Source organism: Marinobacter maritimus, from assembly GCF_007671675.1.
Lineage (GTDB): Bacteria > Pseudomonadota > Gammaproteobacteria > Pseudomonadales > Oleiphilaceae > Marinobacter > Marinobacter maritimus.
On record NZ_VCGW01000002.1, the window covers coordinates 55,563 to 78,855 of the forward strand.

Here is a 23,293-nt window from a genome sequence, read left to right on the forward strand (position 1 = left end):
GGGTTATTCAGGCCACAACTCTACGATGGGCGGCGGCGCAGCTCAAATAGTGGGACAACAATCGCTCTTTATACGCCGGGCTTACCAGAACGACACAAACTGTCGCCACCTTCCGTCATACTCTCGAGTGTCTCCGGTCTGATTCTGTCACCAGTTGCGGTACTCTTTAATATCAATACGATGACCTGGTTACTATTAATACGATCACCTGATTAGCGTTGAAACGATAATCCGATAAGGAAAACCATGCCCGAACACGCCGCCATCACCCCCGGCTTTCACGCCGTTCACGCCAACCATCTGGAAGACCTGCGCCGGGCGGTGGTGTTTATCTGCCAGCAGAACCCGCTACCGCCGCTGCAAAGTGAAACCTTCTTGGTGCAGAGCAACGGTATTGCCCAGTGGCTGAAGCTGGCACTGGCGGAGAAGCGTTCGGAAGATAGCAGCGAAGGCGGGCTGGGCATTGCCGCCGGCATGGATTTTCTGTTCCCTGCGCGGTTTATCTGGCAGGCCTACCGCGCCGTGCTGCCGGATGGTGAAGTTCCGGAACAGTCACCTTTTGATAAGCGGCGGCTGGTGTGGCGGCTTTATCGACTGCTGCCGGATCTGGTGCATACCGACGAGGTATTCAACCCGCTGGCGCGCTTTCTGGAAGGCAGTGATCCGGATTTGCGGGCCTTCCAACTGGCGGAGAAGGTAGCGGATCTGTTCGACCAGTATCAGGTGTTCCGCGCCGATTGGCTAGCCGCCTGGGAGCAGGGCCGGGATGTGGTTATCACCGCCCATAGCGAAGAAAAGCCGGTTGAAGAAGACACCCTTTGGCAGCCGATGCTCTGGCGCAAGCTGGTGAAAGACACAGGCGCTGAAGCCCACACCAGCCGTTCGCAGATTCATACCCGGTTTATGGCCGAAGGCCAGCGTATCACTGCGCCCGCTCACCCAAGCCGTTTGCCCAAACGCATTGTGGTGTTCGGGGTGTCGTCGCTGCCGCGTCAGGCACTTGAAGCCCTCTACGTGCTGAGCCGTTTCAGTCAGGTGGTGCTCTGCGTTCACAACCCGTCACAGTTTTACTGGGCAGATATTGTCAGCGACCGCGAACTGCTGAAAGCGGAGCGCAAGCGCGGAAAAGTCCACCAGACCCTGTCGAAAATTGAAGATGCCGACCAGTTGCACCAGCACGCCAATCCGCTGCTGGCCGCCTGGGGCAAGCAGGGCCGGGATTACATTCGCCTGCTGGATGAATTCGATAATCCCGATGAGTATCGCGCCAGCTTCCAGACCCCGGATCAGAAGATAGACATCTTCTCCGAGCATGGGTCCGAGCAGGCACCTTGTCTGCTGCACCAGCTGCAAAACGATATTTACAACCTGACCCCGCTGCAAGAGATTCGCGACGAACAGCGTGAACTCAATCTGAGCCAGGATCATTCCATAGCCTTCCACGACGCCCACAGCTCCCAGCGGGAAGTGGAGATTCTGCACGATCAACTGCTGGCCGCCTTCAACGCAGATACCTCACTGCGGCCTCGGGATGTCATGGTGATGGTGCCGGATATCAACGTCTACGCACCACATATTCAGGCCGTGTTTGGCCGCTACCCCTCAGGCCTTAAACGCCACATACCGTTCACCATTTCCGACCAGGGCCAGCGTAATCACGAACCGGTACTGATTGCCCTGGAAACGCTCATGTCTTTGCCCCGCAGCCGTTTCGGGGTGAGTGAGATCGTCAGCCTGCTGGAAGTGCCCGGAATTCGGGATCGTTTCGAGATTGCCGAAGAAGAAATACCCCTGGCGCGGCGCTGGGTAGAGGGCGCCAACATTCGCTGGGGCCTACACGGTGCCCACCGGGAAAGCCTCGATTTGCCGGCTGGGTTGGAACGCAATACCTGGCAGTCCGGACTGCGTTCCATGCTGCTGGGCTACGGCATGGGCGACGACGAGCCCTGGGCCGGCGTTCAGCCCTACGGCGAAATCGGCGGGCTGCAAGCCAGCCTGGCAGGGCGTCTTGGCGAATTCGTTTACCGCTTGGAAACCCTATGGCAAGAGCTGCAGGCAAGCCGCACACCCCAAGAGTGGGAAGAACTCTTCTCGGCCATGCTGGAGCAGTTTTTCCACAAGGTAGAAGGGCATGATTTGTTGCTGCTGAACCGCTTTCGCCGGCAGCTTGAGCAGTGGCTTGATGACACACTGGCCGCAGGGCTGGATGAGCAATCGTTACCGCTGAATATCGTAAAGGACGTATTACTGGAAGGCTTGGATGAAGGCGGCCTGAACCAGCGCTTTCTGGCCGGCAAGGTAAACTTCGCCACACTCATGCCCATGCGGGCGATTCCCTTCCGCAAAGTGTGCCTGCTGGGCATGAACGACGGTGACTACCCACGCTCGCGACCGCCGGTGGATTTTGATCTGATGGCTCAGGATTACCGCCCGGGTGATCGTTCCCGCCGGGAAGACGACCGTTACCTGTTTCTCGAAGCCATGCTATCGGCTCGCGAACAGCTTTATATCAGTTGGGTAGGGCGCAGTATCAAGGACGATTCGGAACGGCCACCGTCTGTGCTTGTGGGTCAGCTGCAGGATCACCTCAATAGCCTGTGGCAGGTGCCCGGCCAGCCAGACATTGCCGTAACCAAAGCACTGACCACCAGCCACCCACTGCAACCCTTCAGCCGGGATTATTTCCCCAAAGCTAACGGTCTGGGCGAAGGCGAGGGCAATCAACCAAAGCCCCTCTCCGAGGTGCTAGCCGCCCGCAGCCTGTTCACCTACGAGCACGAATGGCGCGGTGCCCATGGCAACGAAGCGGAAGAACAACGAGAGCAGCACACCGCCCTGCCATATCAACAACCCGAGGAACCCATTACCCTCAACGATCTGGCCGGTTTCCTGAAAAAGCCCGTGGATACCTTTTACCAGCGCCGCTTGCAGGTACGCTTCGAGGATGTGGAAGACGACGACACGGATAACGAAAACTTTGACCTCAACGGTCTCGACCGCTGGCGCCTGGACACCGAACTGATTGAGCAGAGCCTGCTGAAAGCTGGTAATGAAGAAGAACTGCATGAACGCCTGGAAACCACTCTGGATCGCATGGCCCGGCGCGGCGACCTTGGCATGGGCGTCACCGAACACAGGTTGCGAAGCGATCTGTCCGGCCGCTTGCCGGATCTGTTCCAACGCTATCAAAGCGCTTTGGCTGAATGGCCCGAGGCGATCAGCGAACCACTGCCGTTTGAACACAGTCTGACCAACAACATCGGATCCGTGGAAGTGCTGGACTTGATCAACAATTTGCGCCGCAACAACGAAGGCAAAACCTGCCGGTTGGTTATCGCCGGTTCCAGCCTGCTCACCGGCAGCGGTAGCAGCAAGAAGCTCCGCTACGCCAACCTGATGCGCGATTGGGTGATTCATCTGGCCGGGCAATTGACCGCGCACCCTTTTGAAACCCTGATTCTGGGCAAGGAAGAAGGCCGGAAAGTCCGCTTTGCACCTCTGCCCAAAGAAACCGCTGCCAAACACCTCGACGCCTTACTGGCGCGCTGGATAGAGGCCAGCACCCGCGCCTTGCCACTGCACTGTGAGGCCGGTTTTGCCTGGATTTACAGTTTTTACCAGAGCAAAAAATTTCTTGGTGATCACGAGCGCGCCATCAGCGATGCCCAGCAGGCTTACACCACCGCCCTGGAGCGCGACTCAGGCTATCTGCGAGGAGCCTTCGAACGCGCCGAAAAGCTGCTCGAAAGCGGTGAGTTTGAGGCCTTGCTGCACTCGCTTTACGTGCCTTTGTGGGAAGCCGAACAGGATAAATCCGCCGCTGATCAGATTGAGGGCAAGCTATGACGGCTATCGCAGCTACTCCAAACCCGAATCTTGATCCGCTTGCGCTGCCCCTGAACGGCAGCAGCCTGATTGAGGCCAGTGCGGGTACCGGCAAAACCTTCACCATTGCCATTCTTTACGTGCGTTTTGTGCTTGGCCACGGACAACCCGAAGACAGCCCTCTGGCTGCCGGCATGCTGCCGCCTAACCTGCTGGTGGTCACCTTCACCGACGCCGCCACCAAGGAACTGCGGGATCGTATCCGCACCCGGCTCACGCAAGCGGCCGAGGTGTTTTCCAGCAACGGGGAGAGCCTTCAGCCCACGCCGGAAACCGCACTGATCCACCAGCTCCGGGATGACAGCTATCCGGATCCTGCGACTTGGCCGGACTGCCGCAAAAAGTTACTGCTGGCCGCTGAATGGATGGACGAAGCCGCGGTGTCCACCATTCACGCCTGGTGTAACCGGATGCTCACGGAGCATGCGTTCGACAGCGGCAGCCTGTTTCGCCTTTCTCTGGAAACCGATCAGAGTGAACTTCTCGATGAAGTCGCACGGGACTACTGGCGCACCTTTATCTATCCGCTTAGCCCTGAAAAAAGCGAAGAGCTAATATCATGGTGGCCGAGCCCAACTGCCCTCGGTAAAGCTCTGAAATCACTAATTGGGAAGGTCGAGAGCAGTGCCTTGCCAGTGGAGTCGGTAGAGGCGCTTGTTGATCAGGCGGAAAAAGAGAAATCCGATTATCTTCAGCGATTGAAAGAGCCCTGGCCGGAATGGTGCACCGAGCTTAGAGAGTGGATAGATGCAACACAAAACTATAAAAAAGCGAGCGACAAGCTTATTGGCGGGACTCAAGCCAATACTATAAAAAACGCTGTCTCACATCTCGAAAACTGGGCTAAAAGCGACGAGAACCTGCCGAAGGGGTTTCTAGAAAGTGGCAACAAAAGACCCAAAGGTTATTTCTATCTAACCGAAGAGGGACTGGGCGATATATGGAAAGGTGCTGATCCATTTCCAAATCACCCGGCGATGTCTGAAATTGTTCAACTTGAAGCGGATTTAAGACAACTGCCAACAGCTAAGTCCAACATTCTTCAGCATGCACTTGGTTGGATCAATCAACGGCTGGAATCGGAAAAGCAAAAGCGCTCGGAAATGGGCTTTGACGACCTGCTCACGCGGCTGGACGACGCCCTGCATGGTCCTCGCGGCGATCAACTGGCGGCCACCATTCGCCGGCAGTTCCCGGTGGCGCTGATCGACGAATTTCAGGACACAGATCCGGTGCAGTACCGTATCTTCAACCGCATTTACCGGGTCGCAGAGAACCATCCGGATACCTGCCTGCTGATGATCGGCGATCCGAAACAGGCCATTTACGGCTTCCGTGGCGCCGACATTTACACCTATCTGGACGCCCGCACCGGCGCCCGCGACCGCACCTGGACACTGGGCCGCAACTTCCGTTCGTCCAAACCCATGGTGAAAGCGGTAAACCGGGTGTTCGAGCATGGCGATCAAAATAGCCCGGAAGGTGCCTTCCTGTTCGGCAAGGGCGATACCTCACCTCTGCCATTTCAGGGCGTTGACGCCAACGGCACCAAACGCCTGTGGTCAGTCAACGGCAACATACAGCCCAGCCTGACGCTGTGGTCACTGGAAAGTGATCAAGAAGACAGCAACGGCAACCGAAAGGGCCTGGCCAAAGGGGCTGCTACAACGGATGTGGCCGAAACCTGCGCCAGCGAAATCGCCCGCCTGCTGACACTTGGACAGAAGGGGCTGGCAGGATTTGCTCTGGAAGAGAACAAGGGCGATCTGGAGCCGGTTGAACCCAAAGACATCGCCATTCTGGTGAATAACCGCAATGAGGCGGCTGCAGTGCGGGATTCACTCGGCCAAAGGCGCATCAAGAGCGTGTACCTGTCTGACCGGGATTCGGTGCTTACCTCGCAAGAGGCCAAGGAAGTGCTTTGCTGGCTCAAAGCCTTTGCCGAGCCGCGACAACTGGCCTACGCCCGTGCGGCTCTGGCCACGCCAACGCTGGGCTTGCCCTGGCGCTATCTTGACCAGCTGTTGACTGACGAGATGGCGCTGGAGCGTGAAATAGAGCGCTTTATGGGTTATCAGAAACAGTGGCAGAGCCAGGGTGTGCTGCCTATGCTGCGCAGCTTCCTGATGGACTTTGATGTACCCGGGCGCCTGTTGCAGCGCCCGGAAGGCGAGCGCCGGCTCACCGACATTCTGCACATTGCCGAACTCTTGCAACAGGACAGCCTGCAACTGGACGGCGAACACGCACTGGTGCACCACTTCACACAGATTTTGCGTGCGGCAGACGAAGAAGACGAACACCGCACCCTGCGCCTGGAAAGCGATGCCGGACTGGTGAAAGTGATTACCGTGCACAAATCCAAAGGTCTGGAATACCCTCTGGTGTTCCTGCCCTTCGGCACCGTGTGCCGCGCGCAAAGCGAAAAACAGTCGTTCGTGCGTTATCACGATGACCACTCAAAGCTGATCACCGTATTTGATCCAACACCGGAAGACGTTGCCCGCGCAGATCGGGAACGCCTGGGTGAGGACATCCGCAAACTCTACGTGGCCCTGACCCGCGCCCGCTTCGCCACCTGGGTGGGCGTTGCCGATATTGATAATTGGCACCTCAGCGGTCTGGGGTATCTGCTGGGCGGTGAACCCGCAGCGCAACAGCCGCTGAGTGAGGTGCTGAAGCAGCTGGTTGATGGCCACAGCGAGCTGCGTACCGAAACGCTCCCAGAAGCGGCTGAAGAGCATTACACCGAAGAAGCTCCCGCAACACTGGGGCCAGCGCTGACTTCAACCCGTGAAGCGAGGGAAGACTGGTGGATTGCCAGCTACTCCTCACTGGAATACACCGGGCTCTCCGGCACCGGCATCGTCTTCGCCGGTGAAGTGGAAGATGCCGAAACCCAGAACCTGCTGGAAGAGGGTGCCCACAACCCGGAGGATGAGGACACACCCATTCCGCTCAGCCACAGCCTGCACAACTTTCCGAAAGGCGCTGGCCCGGGCACCTTCCTGCACGATCTGCTGGAGTGGTGTGTACAGCAAGGCCTGCAACACATTGTGGATAACCCCTCGCAACTGCGTGAGCAGCTCACCCGCCGTTGCAGTACGCGGGGCTGGAGTGACTGGGTAGATACTCTTGAACAATGGATACTCGCACTCATCTGCCAACCGCTGCCACTAAGCCGCAACGGCGGTGAAAGCGTCAGCCTCGCCAACCTTGGCACTCTGCGCGCGGAACTGGAGTTCTGGTTCGAAAGCCGCAACGTGAGCACCCGCGCCATGGACAGCCTGGTTACCCAACACACCCTCAACGGCGCTGATCGGCCGCGGGTGGATGCCGGGCGCTTCAATGGCATGCTGAAAGGCTTTATCGATCTGGTGTTTGAACACAACGGTCAATATTACGTGCTGGATTACAAATCCAATTATCTCGGTGACAGCGACAGCGCTTACACAGATCAGACCATGGGCGAGGCGATTCTGGAGAAACGCTACGACCTGCAGTACATCCTTTACCTTCTGGCTCTGCACCGCTTGCTGAAAGCTCGCCTGCCGGATTACGACTACGACCAACACATAGGCGGCGCGGTGTATCTGTTTTTACGCGGCGTGAATGCCCCCGGGGCAGGGGCGTTTACCGACAAACCACCCAGAGCACTGATCGAACAACTGGATGCCATGTTCGACGGCAAGGTAACCCCCGGGGAGGTGGCGGCATGAGCAAAACACGGAATACCGATAACCAGTTTGCCTTTGATCTGGATGAAGCCGTTGATGTGAATAAACCATCTTCAACTTCTCCGGGCCGGGACAGCAGCCTTTCTCTGAACGAGACCGAGACCGTTCTGGAGCTTCTGGATAGCTGGCAGCAAGCTGGCTGGATTCGCCCGCTGGACGTGCGCTTTGCGCGCCTGATTCAGGATCTATCGGAAGAGCAGGGCGAAGCACCGCAACCGCTGGTTTTGCTACTCGCTGCACTGACGTCTCACCAGGTTGGCCGGGGCCACGTGTGTATGGACCTGGCCACCCTGTTAGCCGACGCACACAACACGCTCTCGCTGCCAACTGAAGAGCAAGAAAACGCCGACAGTAACCTCAATGGCCCCGGAGAACTCCTGGCTCACGTCTCTACCCAGGAATGCATGACTGCTCTGGGCAATGCTTTGGCCGTAAGTGATGGTTCACATACAACGCCCTTGGTATTGAATGGTAGCCGGCTTTACCTGCGCCGCTTTTGGCGCTACGAGCAGCAGATCGCCACCGGAATTCTGCAGCGTCTGGTGCAGCCGTCCCCCCTGACTGACCCGTCTTCAGCCGCTGCCACAACGCTGAGCAAATCTCTGGACGTACTGTTTAAACCAAAAGATGCTGCGGACTCTTCTGTTGATTACCAAAAGCTCGCTTGTGCCCTGGCCGCCCGCAGCCGGTTCGCCGTCATTACCGGCGGCCCTGGCACCGGCAAGACCACCACGGTGGTGAATTTACTGGCCGCCCTGCAGTCCGTCGCGGGCGAATCTGCCGAGCGCGATGGGCGCAAATACCGCATCCGCCTGGCTGCCCCCACCGGCAAAGCTGCTGCGCGACTGAACGAATCCATCGGTGGTGCCGTCAGTCGTCTGCCACTGGCGCAGTTACCGGGGCAGGTGTCTCTGGCCGATATTCCCACCAAAGTGACCACCCTGCACAGACTGCTGGGCAGCCGCCCGGACACCCGCAAATTCCGCCATAACCGCGACAATCCATTGCTGGTGGATATTCTTGTGATCGACGAAGCCTCCATGGTGGATCTGGACATGATGGCATCGGTGTTTGACGCCCTGCCCGCAAACGCCCAACTGATTTTGCTGGGCGATAAAGACCAGCTGGCCTCGGTAGACGCCGGCGCAGTGCTGGGCGAACTGTGTCAGCGCGCTCCAGAAGGTCATTATCAGCCGGCCACAGTGCAATGGTTGCAAGCCATAACTGGCACCGACATCCCGGCAAGACTGCAGGAAACCGAAGGCCAGCCGCTGGACCAGGCAGTCGCCATGCTCCGTAAAAGTTACCGCTTTGCCGAAGGCAGCGGTATTCGCCAGCTGGCCGAAGCGGTCAATACCGATACCTTGAGCGCCAGCACCCTTCAGCAGGCCCGTAGTGCCGGTTTTGAGGATGTGGTGTGGCTCAATGGCCACAGCAACAAACCACCGCTGGAAGACACTCAGGCGCTGATCTGCCGCCATGCGGTCAGCGGAAGCCCGGAAGCCTTCAACAATAACGGGGAAGGGCGAGCAGATAACAACAACCAACCCCTGCCGCCACCGGTAGGTTACTGCCGCTACTTATCGCTGATGCAGGATCACAGCCTCGACAGCAATAGCACAACGGAGCAGTGGGATGAGCTGGCAAGATCTGTATTGCAGGGCTTCAGCGATTTTCAGGTGCTCTGCGCCCTGCGTCGCGGCCCTTGGGGTGTAGAGGGGCTGAACGAGCTGATCGCCCATCACCTGCTGAAACAAAAGCTGATTCCCCGAGCCGAAGGCTGGTACGCCGGGCGTCCGGTGCTGATTACCGGCAACGATTACAACCTGGGCCTGATGAACGGTGATGTGGGCATCACCTTCAGCCTGCCCAGGGCCTCTGACGCACAAGCCAGCGGCGAACAACCGAAGCCGGTGCTGCGCGTAGCCTTTCCCAGCAGCGATGGCAGTGGCGACATCCGCTGGATATCACCCAGTCGGCTGCAGCAACTGGAAACCGTGTACGCCATGACAGTGCATAAATCCCAGGGCTCGGAGTTTAATCACACCTGCCTGGTGCTGCCGGATCGCCTCAGTCCTGTGCTCACGCGCGAGCTGGTGTATACCGGCATCACCCGGGCAAAAAACTGGTTCAGCCTGATAACCGGCAACGCCAGCGTGTTCAGCGACGGCGTAGGCCAGAGGGTGGTGCGCGCCTCCGGGTTGGCTTCGGTGCTGACTTCGGGGCTGGCTGGGAGGCCAGGCTCTGCTGAACCTTCAGAATGACGAATTCCGCCGGGCGCATCGGGGCGAAGCCTGCCATCAGATTAACGCGGCCCCGGTCGATATCGCTCTGCGTGGTAGTGCTGGAATCGCAGCGCACAAACCAGGCGTCAGATGCCTTGGCCCCCTGGAATGCACCTTGTTGAAACAGGTTCTGCATAAAGGCGCTGGTGGCTGACCGTATCTGCGCCCACAAGTGCTCGCCGTTTGGTTCAAACCGGGCAAACTCCAGCCCTCGGAAAAAACTTTCTTCGAGGAACAGCGCTGTACGGCGCACTGAGATATACCGGTATTCATGTTCGCCCGAGTGTTCAAAGCCCGCCATGGTGCGCGCACCCCACACCATCAAACTGCCCGCAAATTGCTGCAGCGCGTTGACCCCCTGCCGGTTCATAGTGTCATGCTCGGTGTTTATAACCTGATGCTCCAATCCGGTCACACCCAGAATGGATGCATTCCGTCCTGCCGGGGGCTTCCAGACACCGCGCTGAGCATCCGTACGCGACATGATGCCGGCTATGGTTCCGGACGGATCAATCGGCAGGGCCCCAGAGACCGACAGGATGCGGGGCCAGTAGATGCCGGCATGATCAATAACCACACCCGTTCGCAACCCTACTATCCCTGCAGCGGCATCAGCAGGCGTTTGCCAGTCGCCCCGGGGGTCCACGATCAGGAACGCCCGTTGGCGCTGACAGAATACGCTGGCCACGCCCCACAGGCGTTGCCGTTGGTCATCCGTCTGCCCAAAACCCCGAGGCAAGGTCAGTAAGTTGAATGTATCAACTTCAGACTCAACCGAACTGTATGCGTTTTCGTAGTCGGCCAGTTCAGGCGTACCTCCGTCGCTGCCTTCAATGCGCACGACGATGGCCTCGGAACCACCGTTGAGGAAAAACTGTTTAACCTGTAACGCCATCTCACCATAAGCAACATCGACGCCGAAGATCTGCTCAAACTCGCCAAACCCGTAAATATTGGTCGGGCGGTTAAAATCACCTTCACGGGCCATACCGACAAAGAGCGTTATTGATGTGGGCACACCCGCTATGGTTTTGACTCCCGAGGATGTCTCCTCTACATAAACACCTGGGTATCTCAGACGCGCTGGCATAGTCATTACCTGCAAACAATCCATCGAACAGCTTAAACAAACCATAGACCACAATGCCGAGCACTACATACAGTGCCCTTTCCTTAAACGCTCTCCTCTTCTTCAGTGCTGTGCTGTTGCTGCAGCCACAATCTGGCGTAATAACCGTTCTGTGCCAGCAACTCACTGTGGCCGCCGCTTTCTACAATCTGGCCGTGATCCATTACCAGAATCGTATCGGCATCGCGCACGGTGGATAAACGGTGGGCGATAACAAGGGTAGTGCGCTGGCGGCTGACTTCGTTCAACGCTTCCAGAATCGCCTGTTCGGAGATGGAATCCAGCGACGAGGTAGCTTCGTCCAGAATCAGTAACGGCGGGTTTTTCAGCAGCACCCGGGCAATGGCGACACGCTGCTTTTCACCGCCGGAGAGCTTCAGGCCGCGTTCGCCGACTTTGGTGTCGTAACCTTCCGGTAAGCTGCGGATGAAGTCGTCCAGACGCGCCTGTTTCGCGGCGTGATGGACCTCGGCTTCGGTGGCCTCCGGGCGGCCGTAGGCCAGATTGCGATACAGCGTATCGTTGAACAGCACTGTGTCTTGCGGCACTACACCAATGGCCGCGCGAAGGCTGTCCTGGCAGACCTCACGAATGTCCTGGCCATCAATGGTGATGTAGCCTTTATCCACGTCAAAAAAACGGAACAGCAGGCGGGCGAGGGTGGATTTGCCCGCTCCGCTGGCACCTACAACAGCCAATGTGTGCCCCGCGGGTATCGAGAAGTCCACATCCTGTAAAATCCGCCGATCTGCACGGTAGGCGAAATGCACGTGATGAAAGCCAACCTCACCTTTATCCACAACCAGTGCCGCGGCTTCCGGTGCATCTTCAATCGCTGGCGTTTCACCCAGCAAGCCGAACAGGCGCTCCACGTTTACCAACGCCTGACGGATTTCCCGGTACACAAAGCCCAGGGCGTTCAGAGGAATAAACAGCTGCAGCAGGTAGGCGTTGATCATGGTGAAGTCACCCAGGGTAATGGCGCCACTGGCCACTTCCCTTACGGCCATCACCATCATGGTTATCATGGCCAAACCAATGATTAACGCCTGGCCGGTATTGAGCGCAGCCAGAGACAGGCGGTTTTTCAGGCGCGCCTGCTCCCAGCCTTCCAGGTTCTCGTCGTAGAGGTCGGCTTCAAATTTTTCGTTATTGAAGTACTTTACGGTTTCGTAGTTGAGCAGGCTGTCTATGGCGCGGGAATTGGACTGATTATCCCGGGCGTTGGCCTCACGTACGAACTTGGTTCGCCACTCGGTAACCACAATGGAAAACACGATATACACCACTACAGCTATCAGAATTGCCAACACGTAGCTGGCGTTAAACGCCACCAGTAAAATGCCCGCCACCATCAGAATTTCCAGCAGAGTGGGAACAATGTTGAACAAGGTAAAGCGCAGCAGAAAGCTGATACCGGTGGTTCCCCGCTCGATGTCCCGAGCCAGCCCTCCGGTTTTGCGATCGAGATGGAACGCCAGTTCGCGGTCATGGAGGTGGCGGAACACTCTTAGTGATACTCGCCGCATGGCGCGCTCGGCGACCCGCGCAAACACGGCATCTCGCAGCTCACCGAACAAGGTGCTGCCAAACCGTAACGCACCATAGGCGACTACCAGCACCACGGGAATCCACAGCAGCAGCTCGCCTTCGCGGCCCTGATCGAGATAGTCGACAATGTATTTCAGCGCCACAGGGGTTGCGACGGTCGCCAGCTTCGCCAATATCAGGAAGGCGACAGACAGCGCAACCCGCCCACGGAACTCGGCAAGATAAGGCCAGAGCCCGGCGATCACTTTCCAGTCAGGTTTGTGGTTAGCCGGGTAATCACTGTCAGCGTATGCGCGCACGGGTATTCCTTCATTTTCTTGAAGAGGACAAGCGTATGATAAGGCTTGTTGAAAGCAGGGTTCGTATAGTGTCCTGAGTTTACAGCACTGGAACTTTTTACAGCAGCTCAACGTTTACACTACTTCCAGTCCAGGAGGCACACCATCAACACTCGTCACCGGCAGGCCTTGAAACTCGTTATAGGGTTTATACGCCCTTATCGCAAAGCTGTTGCGGGAGCGCTCGTCGCGCTGATTATCACTGCGGGGATTACGCTCGGATTGGGGCAGGGTCTTCGGGTTCTGGTTGATCAGGGCCTGGCTACGGAATCTCCTGGCAACCTGGCCCGCGCCATGGGCCTGTTTTTCATTTTGGTGCTGGGGTTGGCGCTCGGGTCCTTCGCGCGGTTCTATCTGGTGTCCTGGATAGGCGAAAGGGTGGTGGCGGATATCCGTAAACAGGTGTTCAACCATCTGATTGATCTGCACCCGGGATTTTTCGAGGAGAACCGGGCGCTGGAAATACAGTCGCGCTTCACCGCCGATACCACGGTGTTGCAGTCGGTGATCGGCTCAACGGTCTCCATTGCCTTGCGCAACGCGCTCATGCTGGTGGGTGGCCTGCTGTTGCTGTTTATTACCAACGCCAAGCTCGCCGGAATCATTCTGCTGGGCTTTCCCCTGGTGATCGTTCCCATCCTGTTTTTCGGACGGCGAGTAAGACAGCTTTCAAGGCTCAGCCAGGACAGAGTGGCGGATGTGGGCAGCTACGTGGGAGAAAACCTCACCCAGATCAAAACCGTTCAGGCTTTTAACCATCAACCCCACGACCGGCGCTTTTTTGCGGACGTGTCGGAGCGAGCCTTCGACATTGCCCGCGCCCGCATCAAACAGCGCGCCTGGCTGACCACCATAGCCATTTCCCTGGTGATGGGGGCTGTGGGCGTTGTGATCTGGATTGGCGGTCTTGATGTTATTCAAGGTCGCATTACCCCGGGTGAGCTGGCGGCTTTTGTGTTTTACAGCTTGCTGGTAGGCGTTGCCGCAGGTGCCATTAGCGAAGTGATCGGGGAACTGCAAAGGGCTGCCGGTTCCGCAGCGCGGCTTTTTGAACTGCTGCAAACGGAACCTGCATTTAACCGGCCTGTGGACGTGGCAAACGGTTTTCCAAAGCCCATCACGGGCGATATTGCCATCGAAGGCCTGAATTTCAGCTATCCCGGTCGTCGCGAACACCCGGCGCTGGCCGATATCTGCCTGCACGTCCGTGCCGGGGAAACGCTGGCCCTGGTTGGCCCCTCTGGGGCCGGAAAATCCACGTTGTTTGATTTGCTGCTGCATTTCTATCAGCCCGACAGTGGCACTATCCTCATCGACGGCACCGACAGCGCCACGGTTTCTCTGGAGGCGCTGCGCAACTGCTTTTCGCTGGTGCCCCAGAACCCCGCTCTGTTCCATGGCACCGTGGCAGACAACATCCGCTACGCAAGCCCTGACGCCAGCCAGGCCGATGTTGAAAATGCAGCCCGCATCGCACACGCCCATGAATTTATCGAAAAACTTCCGAACGGTTATCTTACGCGTCTGGGCGATGCGGGGCTGGGGCTCTCAGGCGGCCAAAAACAGCGGCTGGCCATTGCCCGCGCGCTACTCGCCGATGCGCCCATATTGCTGCTGGATGAAGCCACCAGTGCGCTGGATGCGGAAAGCGAAAGCCTGATTCAGCAAGCCATGCCGGCACTTACCTCTGGCAGAACCACACTTGTGATAGCCCACAGGCTTGCCACCGTGCGGGATGCTGATCGCATTGCCGTTCTGGATCAGGGCCGGCTTCTAGCCGTCGGTACTCATGAAGAGTTGATACAGAAAAACGAGCTTTACCGGCGTCTGGCTGCGTTGCAGTTCCGGGAGCAACCCGCATGAGATTGCACATTGTCAATTTGTGTCAGGCCTCGCGACTCCCTACACTGTATCAATCAAACTGATAAACCAAAGACACAGGGAGAATCGCAAAGTGAGCAATAAAGAATTGCAAGCACTCAAAGAACGCTATGTTGCAGCGGGCGCGGCAAGTCCCAATGAACAATTTGCCGACCACGCAACAAACGCAGAACTGTGGGACGCAGACGGCAAGCGCATGATCGACTTTGCCGGCGGTATCGGTGTACTCAACATTGGTCACCGACATCCGAAAGTGGTTGAGGCGGTAAAAGACCAGCTTGATAAACTGATGCACACCTGCCAGACGGTTATGTCCTATGAGGGCTACGTGCGTCTGGCACAGAAGCTCAGCGAAGTTTCACCGGTGAAAGGGCACGCCAAGGTCATGCTGGCTAACTCTGGTGCAGAAGCTCTGGAAAACGCCGTCAAAATTGCACGTGCTGCTACCGGCCGTACGAACATCATCTGCTTCGACGGTGGTTATCACGGCCGTACCTTCATGACCATGGCCATGAACGGCAAGGCTGCACCTTACCAGACGGATTTTGGCCCTATGCCGGGAACCGTCTTCCGTGCACCTTACCCCGTGCCGTACCACGGCGTAAGCGAAGACGAAGCCCTGCGTGGGCTAATGATGACCATGAAGGCAGATTCACCCGCAAACCAGACCGCCGCTATTGTTATTGAGCCGGTGCTGGGTGAGGGTGGTTTTTATCCTGCACCTGCGAGTTTCCTCAAGAAACTCCGCGAGATATGTGATGAAAACGGCATTCTGCTGATCGTCGACGAAGTTCAGAGCGGCTTTGGTCGTACCGGCAAGTTGTTTGCCATCGAGCACAGTGGTGTTGAGCCAGACATGATGACCATGGCCAAGAGTATGGCTGATGGCATGCCTATCTCGGCTATCGTCGGAACAGATAAACACATGGATGCCTCTGGCCCGAACTCGCTTGGTGGCACCTATACCGGTAGCCCCACCGCCTGTGCTGCCGCCTTGGCTGTATTCGACGTGTTCAGGGACGAGGATATTCTGGGTCAGAGCCAGCGTCTCGGCAAGAAGCTGGAAGTTTGCTTCACCAAGTGGCAAGAGCAGTTCACACATGTGGATAACGTCCGCTGCCTTGGCTCCATGGCGGCGTTCGAACTGGTCGAGAGCAAAGAAAACCGTAAGCCCATGCCGGAACTCGCAGCAGCGATTACGAAAAAGGCCAAAGAAAAGGGCCTGATTCTTCTGAGCTGTGGCATGTATGGCAACACCCTGCGCTTCCTGATGCCCGTCACCATTGAGGATAATATCCTTGAGGAAGGTCTGGCGATTCTTGAGGAAAGTATGAAAGAAGCGGGCGCCTGAGATTTAGCATCTGCTGGTAAAAAAGCCGAACCTCAGGGTTCGGCTTTTTTATGTCGTTCGTCGTATACTGCCTTCAGTTGTTTCACCAACCAGGCATAATCATGACCTCACCGAACACCACCACATCCGCGCCCGACCATAAGCCCAGACCCTGGGTTGATCTGCTGGTCAGTATTATCATTCCCTCCGTTATTCTGATGAAATTCAGCGGCGATGAGCATCTTGGCAGCGTTAACGCTCTGATTCTCGGACTTGCGTTTCCCCTAGGCTGGGGGCTGTTCGAGCTGGTCCGCTACAACAAGAAGAATTTTATCGCTTTGCTGGGTCTGGTGAGTGTAGGGCTAACCGGTGGTATCGGTTTGCTGGAGCTGGATGCCGGTTGGTTAGCGGTAAAAGAAGCCGCTATTCCCGCAATTATTGGCCTGGCCGTACTTGTGTCCACCCGCACAAAATACCCGTTGGTGCGCACGCTGCTTTATAACCCGAACGTGCTTGATGTTAAAAAGATCCACGGAGCGCTGGAAGAAAAGAATTGTGTAGGGCAGTTTGAAGCGCGCTTGTTGAAGGCCAGCTATTTCTTCGCCGGCACCTTTCTGTTCTCATCCATCATGAACTACGTTCTCGCCCGCTGGATTGTGGTCAGCCCCTCAGGTACCCAGGCCTTCAACGAGGAGCTCGGCAGAATGACCCTGGTCAGTTATCCGATGATCGCCATCCCTTCCATGGTGATGATGATGCTTATCTTCTACTACCTGTGGAGAACCATCCGTCGCCTGACAGGTTATACGCTGGAGGAGGTGATGGCGCCGCACTTGGCAGAGAAAGAGAAAGCCAAGCCCTCAGGCTCTTCCTCTGGTAAATAGTTCTCTAATTCAATAATTTACCGGCGTTTTCCGGGAACAAAAAACGGCCAGGGTGGTGATACCCTGGCCGTTTTTTGTTACTGCTTAAAACGTTATCAGACGTCCAGATTGCTCACTTCCAACGCATGGGTCTGGATAAAGTTACGACGCGGCTCTACGTCGTCACCCATCAGAGTTGTGAAGATCTGGTCTGCCGCAATGGCATCATCAATCTTCACTTTCATCATTCGACGCGTTTCGGGATCCATGGTTGTTTCCCACAACTGATCCGGGTTCATCTCACCCAGACCTTTGTAGCGCTGAATGTTCAGACCTCGCTGAGCTTCCTTCATCAACCACGCCAGCGCTCCCTCAAACGACAGTATCGCTTGTTGACGCTCACCTCGCTGGATGTACGCACCTTCTTCGATCAACCCATTCAGGGTCTCACCAAGCCGTGCTATTGCACCATAGGACGGTGAGTCAAAGAAATCATGGCTAAACACGTACTCATGGGGAATACCGTGTACGTAGATGGTGACTTTAGGCAGATAAAGACCACGTTCGGAATCCTTGGTCACAGAGAAGGTGTACTTTGTTCCGGTGCGGGTATCGACGTCCAGACCGTCGCCCAAACGACTTGTCCAGGCAGCAACGGTTTGCTCGTCCTTCAAATGCTCAGGCTTCAGAGTATCGTTGTTTAGCATCTGTTCCAGCACCTTCGCCGGGTACGCACGGGACAGACGTTCGATCATTGCCATCACGGCTTGATAGTCCTTCACCATGGTCTCGAGGGCAGAGTCCTTGATAGCGGGTGCTTCAGGATTCACGTACAGCAGAGCGCCTTCCAGGGAAGTCTGAGTAAGGTAGGCTTCTTTTGCCTTCTCGTCCTTCAAGTACTGCTCCTGCTTGCCACGCTTGACCTTGTAGAGCGGCGGCATTGCGATAAATACGTGGCCACGCTCAATGATTTCGCGCATTTGACGGAACAGAAAAGTCAGCAACAGAGTTCGGATGTGGGAGCCATCCACGTCAGCGTCCGTCATAATAATGATGGAATGATACCGAAGCTTGTCCGCGTTGAACTCTTCCCGACCTATCCCACAACCCAGAGCGGTGATCAGGGTGCCAACTTCGGCAGAGGACAGCATCTTGTCGAAGCGTGCTTTCTCTACGTTCAGAATCTTACCTTTCAAAGGCAGAATCGCTTGGGTTTTGCGATCTCGGCCCTGTTTGGCGCTGCCGCCGGCCGAGTCACCCTCCACTATGAACAGTTCGGAAAGGGCGGGGTCTTTCTCCTGGCAGTCAGCCAGCTTGCCTGGCAAGCCGGCAATATCCAGCGCGCCTTTGCGACGGGTCATGTCCCGCGCCTTACGAGCAGCTTCGCGAGCCCGCGCGGCTTCAATCATTTTATTAACGATTAGCCGGGCTTCGTTGGGCTGTTCTTGCAGATATTCAGCGAAATTCTGATAGAGCTCCTGCTCAACCGCTGTTTTCACCTCCGAAGACACCAGTTTGTCTTTGGTCTGTGAAGAAAACTTGGGATCAGGTACTTTTACGCTGATGATCGCCGTCAGACCTTCCCGGGCATCGTCGCCGGACGTGCTTACCTTGGCTTTTTTACCCAGACCTTCCAGTTCAATGTAGTTATTCAATGAGCGGGTAAGAGCGGCACGGAAACCGGCCAGGTGCGTGCCTCCATCGCGCTGGGGAATGTTATTGGTGAAGCAGTAGATGTTCTCCTGGAACGCATCGTTCCACTGCATCGAAACTTCCACCACAATGCCGTCTTCTCGCTCTCGGGTGAAGTGGAAAACCCGATTGATAGGCGTTTTGTTAGCGTTAAGATGCTCAACAAACGCCCGCAAGCCGCCGTCGTACTGGAAAATTTCTTCTTTACCACTGCGCTCGTCTGTCAGACGAATACGAACGCCGCTGTTCAAAAATGCCAATTCTCTTATGCGCTTGGCAAGAATGTCGTAGTGAAATTCGATGTGGGTAAAGGTATCGGGCGAAGGGATAAAGTGAACCCGAGTGCCGGAAGCTTCTGTGTCCCCTACTGCAGCCAAAGGCGCATTGGGCACGCCGTGTGTATAAACCTGCTCATAGACTTTGCCGTCCCGACGAACGGTCAGAGTCAGCGTTGAGGACAGGGCATTTACAACCGAGACGCCCACGCCGTGGAGACCACCGGAAACCTTGTAGGAGTTATCATCAAACTTACCCCCGGCGTGGAGCACGGTCATGATAACCTCGGCAGCGGATATCCCTTCTTCCTCGTGGATGTCCACAGGGATACCACGACCGTTATCCTGAACGCTCACTGACTCGTCAGGATGAATGATAATTCCAATTTCGGAGCAGTGACCTGCCAGAGCTTCATCGATGGAGTTATCCACCAGTTCGAACACCATGTGGTGCAGGCCGGTACCGTCATCGGTATCGCCGATGTACATCCCTGGCCGTTTTCGTACCGCATCCAGCCCTTTCAGAACTTTGATACTGGTGGAATTGTAGCTCGATTCACTCATTAAGAAACTCCTGAAGCCGTGAGGGCCGGCGCTTTCCTTAAAACCGCCTGTTCTGCGGGCTAAGGATTTGGTAAGCCGGTTTTATTCTTCCTTCAATTTTCCATGTTCCACGTGGAACATTCGATAATCAGGTATCTGCCTACCCTGCCACAGAGACTCCGGATCGGGATGCTCAATGGAGGTAATGAATACCTGGCAACGCAATGCCTGTAACTTGCGAGCCAACATCGTTCGATGGCTCTCATCCAGTTCGGCGTTAATGTCATCGACCAGAAAGCTGACCTGCTTTCCAAGATCATTCAACACCATGCTCTGGGCAATCTTCATCAGAATAACGAGAGTTTTTTGCTGGCCGCGAGAAAAGGTTTCCGCCACCGGCCGTCCCTGAAATCTGATCCGGATGTCCGCCCGGTTTGGCCCATAGAGCGTATGCCCCATGCGAGCTTCCTGCTCCCTGTGCCGAACAAGTACATCTACCAGGGACTGACTGGTATCCCACCCGGGATAAAACTCAAGCTTCAACCCCTCCGTCCAATTCATATCTACTTCATGAACCAGACTGTCAAATGCGCTTTTGAATTGATCAAAGGCGATTTTCCGAGCCTCGCTTATTCTCTCGCTCAGTGCCGCGTACTGCGTATCCCAGATGCGCAACAAGGATTCGTCCAGTCTACCATTTCTCAGCGTTTGATTCCGCTGTGATGTGACTCTCTGACACTGTTGCCAACTCGATGCGAAAGAAGGTTCCACGTGGAACACTGCCCAGTCGAGGAATTGTCGACGCTTCCCAGGTCCTCCGGCGACAATATCAAATACGCCCGGATCAATAACCGAGACGGGTAGATGCTTGGCAAGAGAAGACAAACTTCGAACGCCTTCGCCATCTACCCGAAGCGTGGTTTCTTTCTGGGCAACATCCCGGGAGATACCTAAGCGGTGAGCAAGCACTCCAGTGGATCGCGCATTGCGTTCCTTATCAAACCCGTGATCGAGACCACCAAACACCGTGAATCGCTGTTGCCCATGTTGGACAACAGCCTGATGGCGATTGATGCGGAACGAACGTCCAAGACCCAAATAACCAATCGCCTCAAGAACGCTTGTTTTGCCGCTTCCGTTTGCACCATGAAGAAAATTGAAAGACGGCGAGAACGACGCGGGTTCATCTGGTGACAGGTTGCGAAAAAACTCGGTATGAAGTTTTACCAGCGCCATAGAAGGGACAGCTCGTCGCGGCAGCAAGAGGAATGGAGGATCTCCACGAAAAAAGGCAGCATCTCACTGCTTTGTGAAATGCTGCCTTAGTGTACAAAACCATACCGCTGAAGGCGACCGCCTCAGTGAAGCATATTCAATCGCTCATCCATGAACACGTCCATTTCCGGAGCCAGAATATGAACATAGCGATCAAAATACAGGAACTGCTTCAGCAACAAGGCAAACTCCCGCGGGAAGTGCAGGCCGTGGCTTTCACCCACCTTCACCATGTCCATCAGAATGCTGTTCACATCGTCTTCTGCCTGATCGGCCTGATAGGGCACATGGTCCGGAACCATCTTATCCATCTGCTGGTAAAGCTTACGCAAGTCCGCTGCCAAATCTTCTGTCTTGACAGTATGGTTGGTAATGCCAATGCGGATCATCGCCTCAGCCATGCCGTCAAAGTTGCCCACCATCACCGATGAAATAAAATCGCTGACAGCCTGCCAAGTATCCGGGCGAATCCGCCCTACAATACCAAAGTCAATGAAGCCTACTCGACCATCTTTTAATACCATGAGATTACCGGCGTGCACGTCGGCATGGAAAAATTCGCACTGGGTAAGGCTGGCAAACCAGGTATTCATGGCCGTGATCAGCGTCCGCTCCGGATCTTTGGCGTAGCCCCGGATACTTTCAAGATCGGTTAAAGGCACACCGTAGAACCGTTCCATGGTCAATATTCTTCGGGTGCTGCAATGCTCGTAAACCAGAGGGACCGTCGCATCTTCGTTATGAGTATCGTGCAGGAAATTACGGAACACCTTGAGGTTATTTGCTTCCTTGATGAAATCACATTCTTCCATCATGGTGCGCTGGATTTCTTCCACGATACCGGACAGCGACGTCCAGGAGAGCTTTGGCGCCAGGGTTTCAAGAACGCGTGCCGAGAGGTACAGGAAGTTCAGATCCGTCAGCAAAATATTCTCAACGCCCGGCTTTTGCACTTTGATCACAACATCTTCACCGGTAACCAACCGCGCCGCGTGCACCTGTGCAATCGAGGCAGAAGCCAGGGCCACCGGATCGATTTCGGAGAACACCTCATCAATTGGCCGATCCAGTTCCGCACGGATAATTCGTTTGATCACACCAAACGGGAGGTTAGGAGTCCGATCCAGACAGTACTGAAACTCTTCAACATATTCTTTCGGGAAGAAGGTCGGGGAGCTGGCGATGAATTGCCCCAGCTTGATGTAGGTTGCGCCCAGGGATTCAAACGTCTGACGCAGTAAACGTGGAGCAGGGGGCCGCTCACCCCCGACCCATTTGGCACCCGTCCGACCCAAAACAGAAAGTGTTTGTCCGATTCTGAAAGCGCCTTTGATTCCGTTCGTTACGGTGCCCATCATAGTATTCCTAAAGCCTCATCGGCATAACCACATAGAGGCAGCGGTTATCGATTTGAGATTCAATCAGTGCGCTGCTGTTTGGATTGGAGAGGGTTATCTTCACCTGATCCTCTTCCAGCGCGTTCATTACATCCACCAGATAGCCTACATTAAAACCGATCTGCAGGGATTCGCCCTGATAGTCAACCGGGAGCGCATCTTCGGCCTGTTCCTGATCCGGATTATTGGCAAATACCTGAAGCTCATTTGTCGCCAGATTCAGGCGAACGCCACGAATGTTCTCGTGGGAGAGAATGCCCGCCCGCTGAAGCGTGTTTTTCAGAGTGGCACGGTCTGCCAGAACGATCTTGTCGCCACCACGGGGAATCACACGGTTGTAGTCCGGGAACTTGCCTTCAATGAGCTTGGAGGTAAACGTGTAAGAGCCCACGGTCGCGCGCAGATGATTGTCGCCGATAACCAGCGTGACGGGGGTTTCCGCATCGTCCAGCAAACGTGAAAGCTCCAGAACGCCTTTGCGGGGCACGATAACCTGACGTGGTTCAGCGCAACCGGTATCCAGCTCGACGTGAGCCATGGCCAGCCGGTGGCCATCTGTTGCCACTGTACGTACATGATCCTTGTCCACTTCCAGCAAGAGCCCGTTCAGATAATAACGGACGTCCTGTTGCGCCATGGCGAAGGCAGTGGCGTCGAACATTCGCCGCAACTCCTTCTGCGGCAGTTCCAAGCGGAAACTCTCGGGCTCATCTTCCACATTCGGGAAGTGCTCTGCGGGCAATGTGGAAAGCGTGAAATGGCTTGCGCCGCATCGCACATGAAGCCGATCGCCCTCAAGCACCAGCTCTATCGGGGCTTCATCGCCCAGCGCACGGCAGATATCTGAAAGCTTTCGAGCCGGAACGGTAATCCGTCCGGGCTGGTCCACATGGACAGGTGTAACCCGTCCCACCAGCTCAACTTCCATATTCGTACCGGTCAGGACCAGTGTATTGTCTTCGGCCACCAGCAGCACGTTAGACAGTACTGGCATGGTTTGCTTTTTCTCAACAACACCGGCAATGCTTTGCAACGGTGTGAGCAAGGATTCACGGCTGATCGTCAGTTTCATGTCACTCAGCTTTCTATTGTTGGAAGGATGAATGTTGTGT

The 23,293-nt window shown here is 55.9% G+C and carries 12 protein-coding genes; 6 read left to right on the top strand and 6 right to left on the bottom strand.

Annotation, left to right across the window (positions count from 1 at the left end; genetic code table 11):
• Window positions 1-246: 246 nt before the first annotated feature.
• The 3 genes from recC to recD are packed head-to-tail and all read left to right on the top strand — an operon-like array spanning window position 247 to window position 9,886.
• Window positions 247-3,846, top strand: coding sequence for an exodeoxyribonuclease V subunit gamma (gene recC / locus FFI90_RS07360; RefSeq protein WP_144777304.1), 3,600 nt, complete (start codon window positions 247-249; stop codon window positions 3,844-3,846).
• Window positions 3,843-7,604, top strand: a complete 3,762-nt coding sequence (recB, locus tag FFI90_RS07365) for an exodeoxyribonuclease V subunit beta (RefSeq protein WP_144777305.1) — start codon at window positions 3,843-3,845, stop codon at window positions 7,602-7,604. Before recC ends, recB begins: the two co-directional genes overlap by 4 nt.
• Window positions 7,601-9,886, top strand: coding sequence for an exodeoxyribonuclease V subunit alpha (recD, locus tag FFI90_RS07370; RefSeq protein WP_144777306.1), 2,286 nt, complete (start codon window positions 7,601-7,603; stop codon window positions 9,884-9,886). The genes recB and recD overlap by 4 nt, the downstream gene beginning before the upstream one ends.
• On the opposite strand, the gene FFI90_RS07375 is transcribed toward recD, so the two are convergent.
• Entirely contained in the window at window positions 9,783-10,997 is a 1,215-nt protein-coding gene (locus FFI90_RS07375) for a phage tail sheath family protein (protein ID WP_186317938.1), read from the bottom strand. The genes recD and FFI90_RS07375 overlap by 104 nt on opposite strands.
• Window positions 10,998-11,080: 83 nt before the next feature.
• Complete coding sequence (locus tag FFI90_RS07380; protein ID WP_144777308.1) at window positions 11,081-12,886, bottom strand: ABCB family ABC transporter ATP-binding protein/permease; 1,806 nt, start codon at window positions 12,884-12,886, stop codon at window positions 11,081-11,083.
• A gap of 168 nt (window positions 12,887-13,054) precedes the next feature.
• On the opposite strand from FFI90_RS07380, the gene FFI90_RS07385 reads away from it, so the two are divergent.
• The 3 genes from FFI90_RS07385 (at window position 13,055) to FFI90_RS07395 (ending at window position 17,020) form a co-directional block, all read left to right on the top strand.
• On the top strand, window positions 13,055-14,788 hold the full coding sequence (locus FFI90_RS07385; protein ID WP_144777309.1) for an ABC transporter transmembrane domain-containing protein: 1,734 nt from the start codon (window positions 13,055-13,057) through the stop codon (window positions 14,786-14,788).
• A gap of 91 nt (window positions 14,789-14,879) precedes the next feature.
• Entirely contained in the window at window positions 14,880-16,157 is a 1,278-nt protein-coding gene (gabT, locus tag FFI90_RS07390; RefSeq protein ID WP_144777310.1) for a 4-aminobutyrate--2-oxoglutarate transaminase, read from the top strand.
• A 101-nt stretch (window positions 16,158-16,258) separates the two neighbouring features.
• The gene (locus FFI90_RS07395) at window positions 16,259-17,020 is read left to right on the top strand and encodes a VC0807 family protein (RefSeq protein WP_144777311.1); all 762 of its coding nucleotides are present in this window, start codon (window positions 16,259-16,261) and stop codon (window positions 17,018-17,020) included.
• Between the two features lie 95 nt (window positions 17,021-17,115).
• On the opposite strand, the gene gyrB is transcribed toward FFI90_RS07395, so the two are convergent.
• The 4 genes from gyrB to dnaN all read right to left on the bottom strand — a co-directional run bounded on the left by gyrB (window position 17,116) and on the right by dnaN (window position 23,253).
• Window positions 17,116-19,530 carry a DNA topoisomerase (ATP-hydrolyzing) subunit B gene (gene gyrB / locus FFI90_RS07400; RefSeq protein ID WP_144777312.1) on the bottom strand — a complete coding sequence of 805 codons (2,415 nt, stop codon included), beginning with the start codon at window positions 19,528-19,530 and terminating at the stop codon, window positions 17,116-17,118.
• An 81-nt stretch (window positions 19,531-19,611) separates the two neighbouring features.
• A complete protein-coding gene (gene recF, locus FFI90_RS07405; RefSeq protein ID WP_144777313.1) occupies window positions 19,612-20,745 on the bottom strand; it encodes a DNA replication/repair protein RecF in 1,134 nt (377 codons plus the stop codon).
• Between the two features lie 122 nt (window positions 20,746-20,867).
• Window positions 20,868-22,139: an ABC1 kinase family protein gene (locus tag FFI90_RS07410; RefSeq protein ID WP_144778269.1), complete on the bottom strand. Its 1,272-nt coding sequence runs from the start codon at window positions 22,137-22,139 to the stop codon at window positions 20,868-20,870.
• Between the two features lie 10 nt (window positions 22,140-22,149).
• Entirely contained in the window at window positions 22,150-23,253 is a 1,104-nt protein-coding gene (dnaN, locus tag FFI90_RS07415; RefSeq protein WP_144777314.1) for a DNA polymerase III subunit beta, read from the bottom strand.
• Window positions 23,254-23,293: the final 40 nt, after the last annotated feature.

Excerpts from the sequence above, each read along its gene's own strand:
- recC (WP_144777304.1), top strand. The coding sequence starts at position 247 with ATGCCCGAACACGCCGCCATCACCCCCGGCTTTCACGCCGTTCACGCC.
- recB (WP_144777305.1), top strand. The coding sequence starts at position 3,843 with ATGACGGCTATCGCAGCTACTCCAAACCCGAATCTTGATCCGCTTGCG.
- recD (WP_144777306.1), top strand. The coding sequence starts at position 7,601 with ATGAGCAAAACACGGAATACCGATAACCAGTTTGCCTTTGATCTGGAT.
- FFI90_RS07375 (WP_186317938.1), bottom strand. The coding sequence starts at position 10,997 with ATGCCAGCGCGTCTGAGATACCCAGGTGTTTATGTAGAGGAGACATCC.
- FFI90_RS07395 (WP_144777311.1), top strand. The coding sequence starts at position 16,259 with ATGACCTCACCGAACACCACCACATCCGCGCCCGACCATAAGCCCAGA.
- gyrB (WP_144777312.1), bottom strand. The coding sequence starts at position 19,530 with ATGAGTGAATCGAGCTACAATTCCACCAGTATCAAAGTTCTGAAAGGG.
- recF (WP_144777313.1), bottom strand. The coding sequence starts at position 20,745 with ATGGCGCTGGTAAAACTTCATACCGAGTTTTTTCGCAACCTGTCACCA.
- FFI90_RS07410 (WP_144778269.1), bottom strand. The coding sequence starts at position 22,139 with ATGGGCACCGTAACGAACGGAATCAAAGGCGCTTTCAGAATCGGACAA.
- dnaN (WP_144777314.1), bottom strand. The coding sequence starts at position 23,253 with ATGAAACTGACGATCAGCCGTGAATCCTTGCTCACACCGTTGCAAAGC.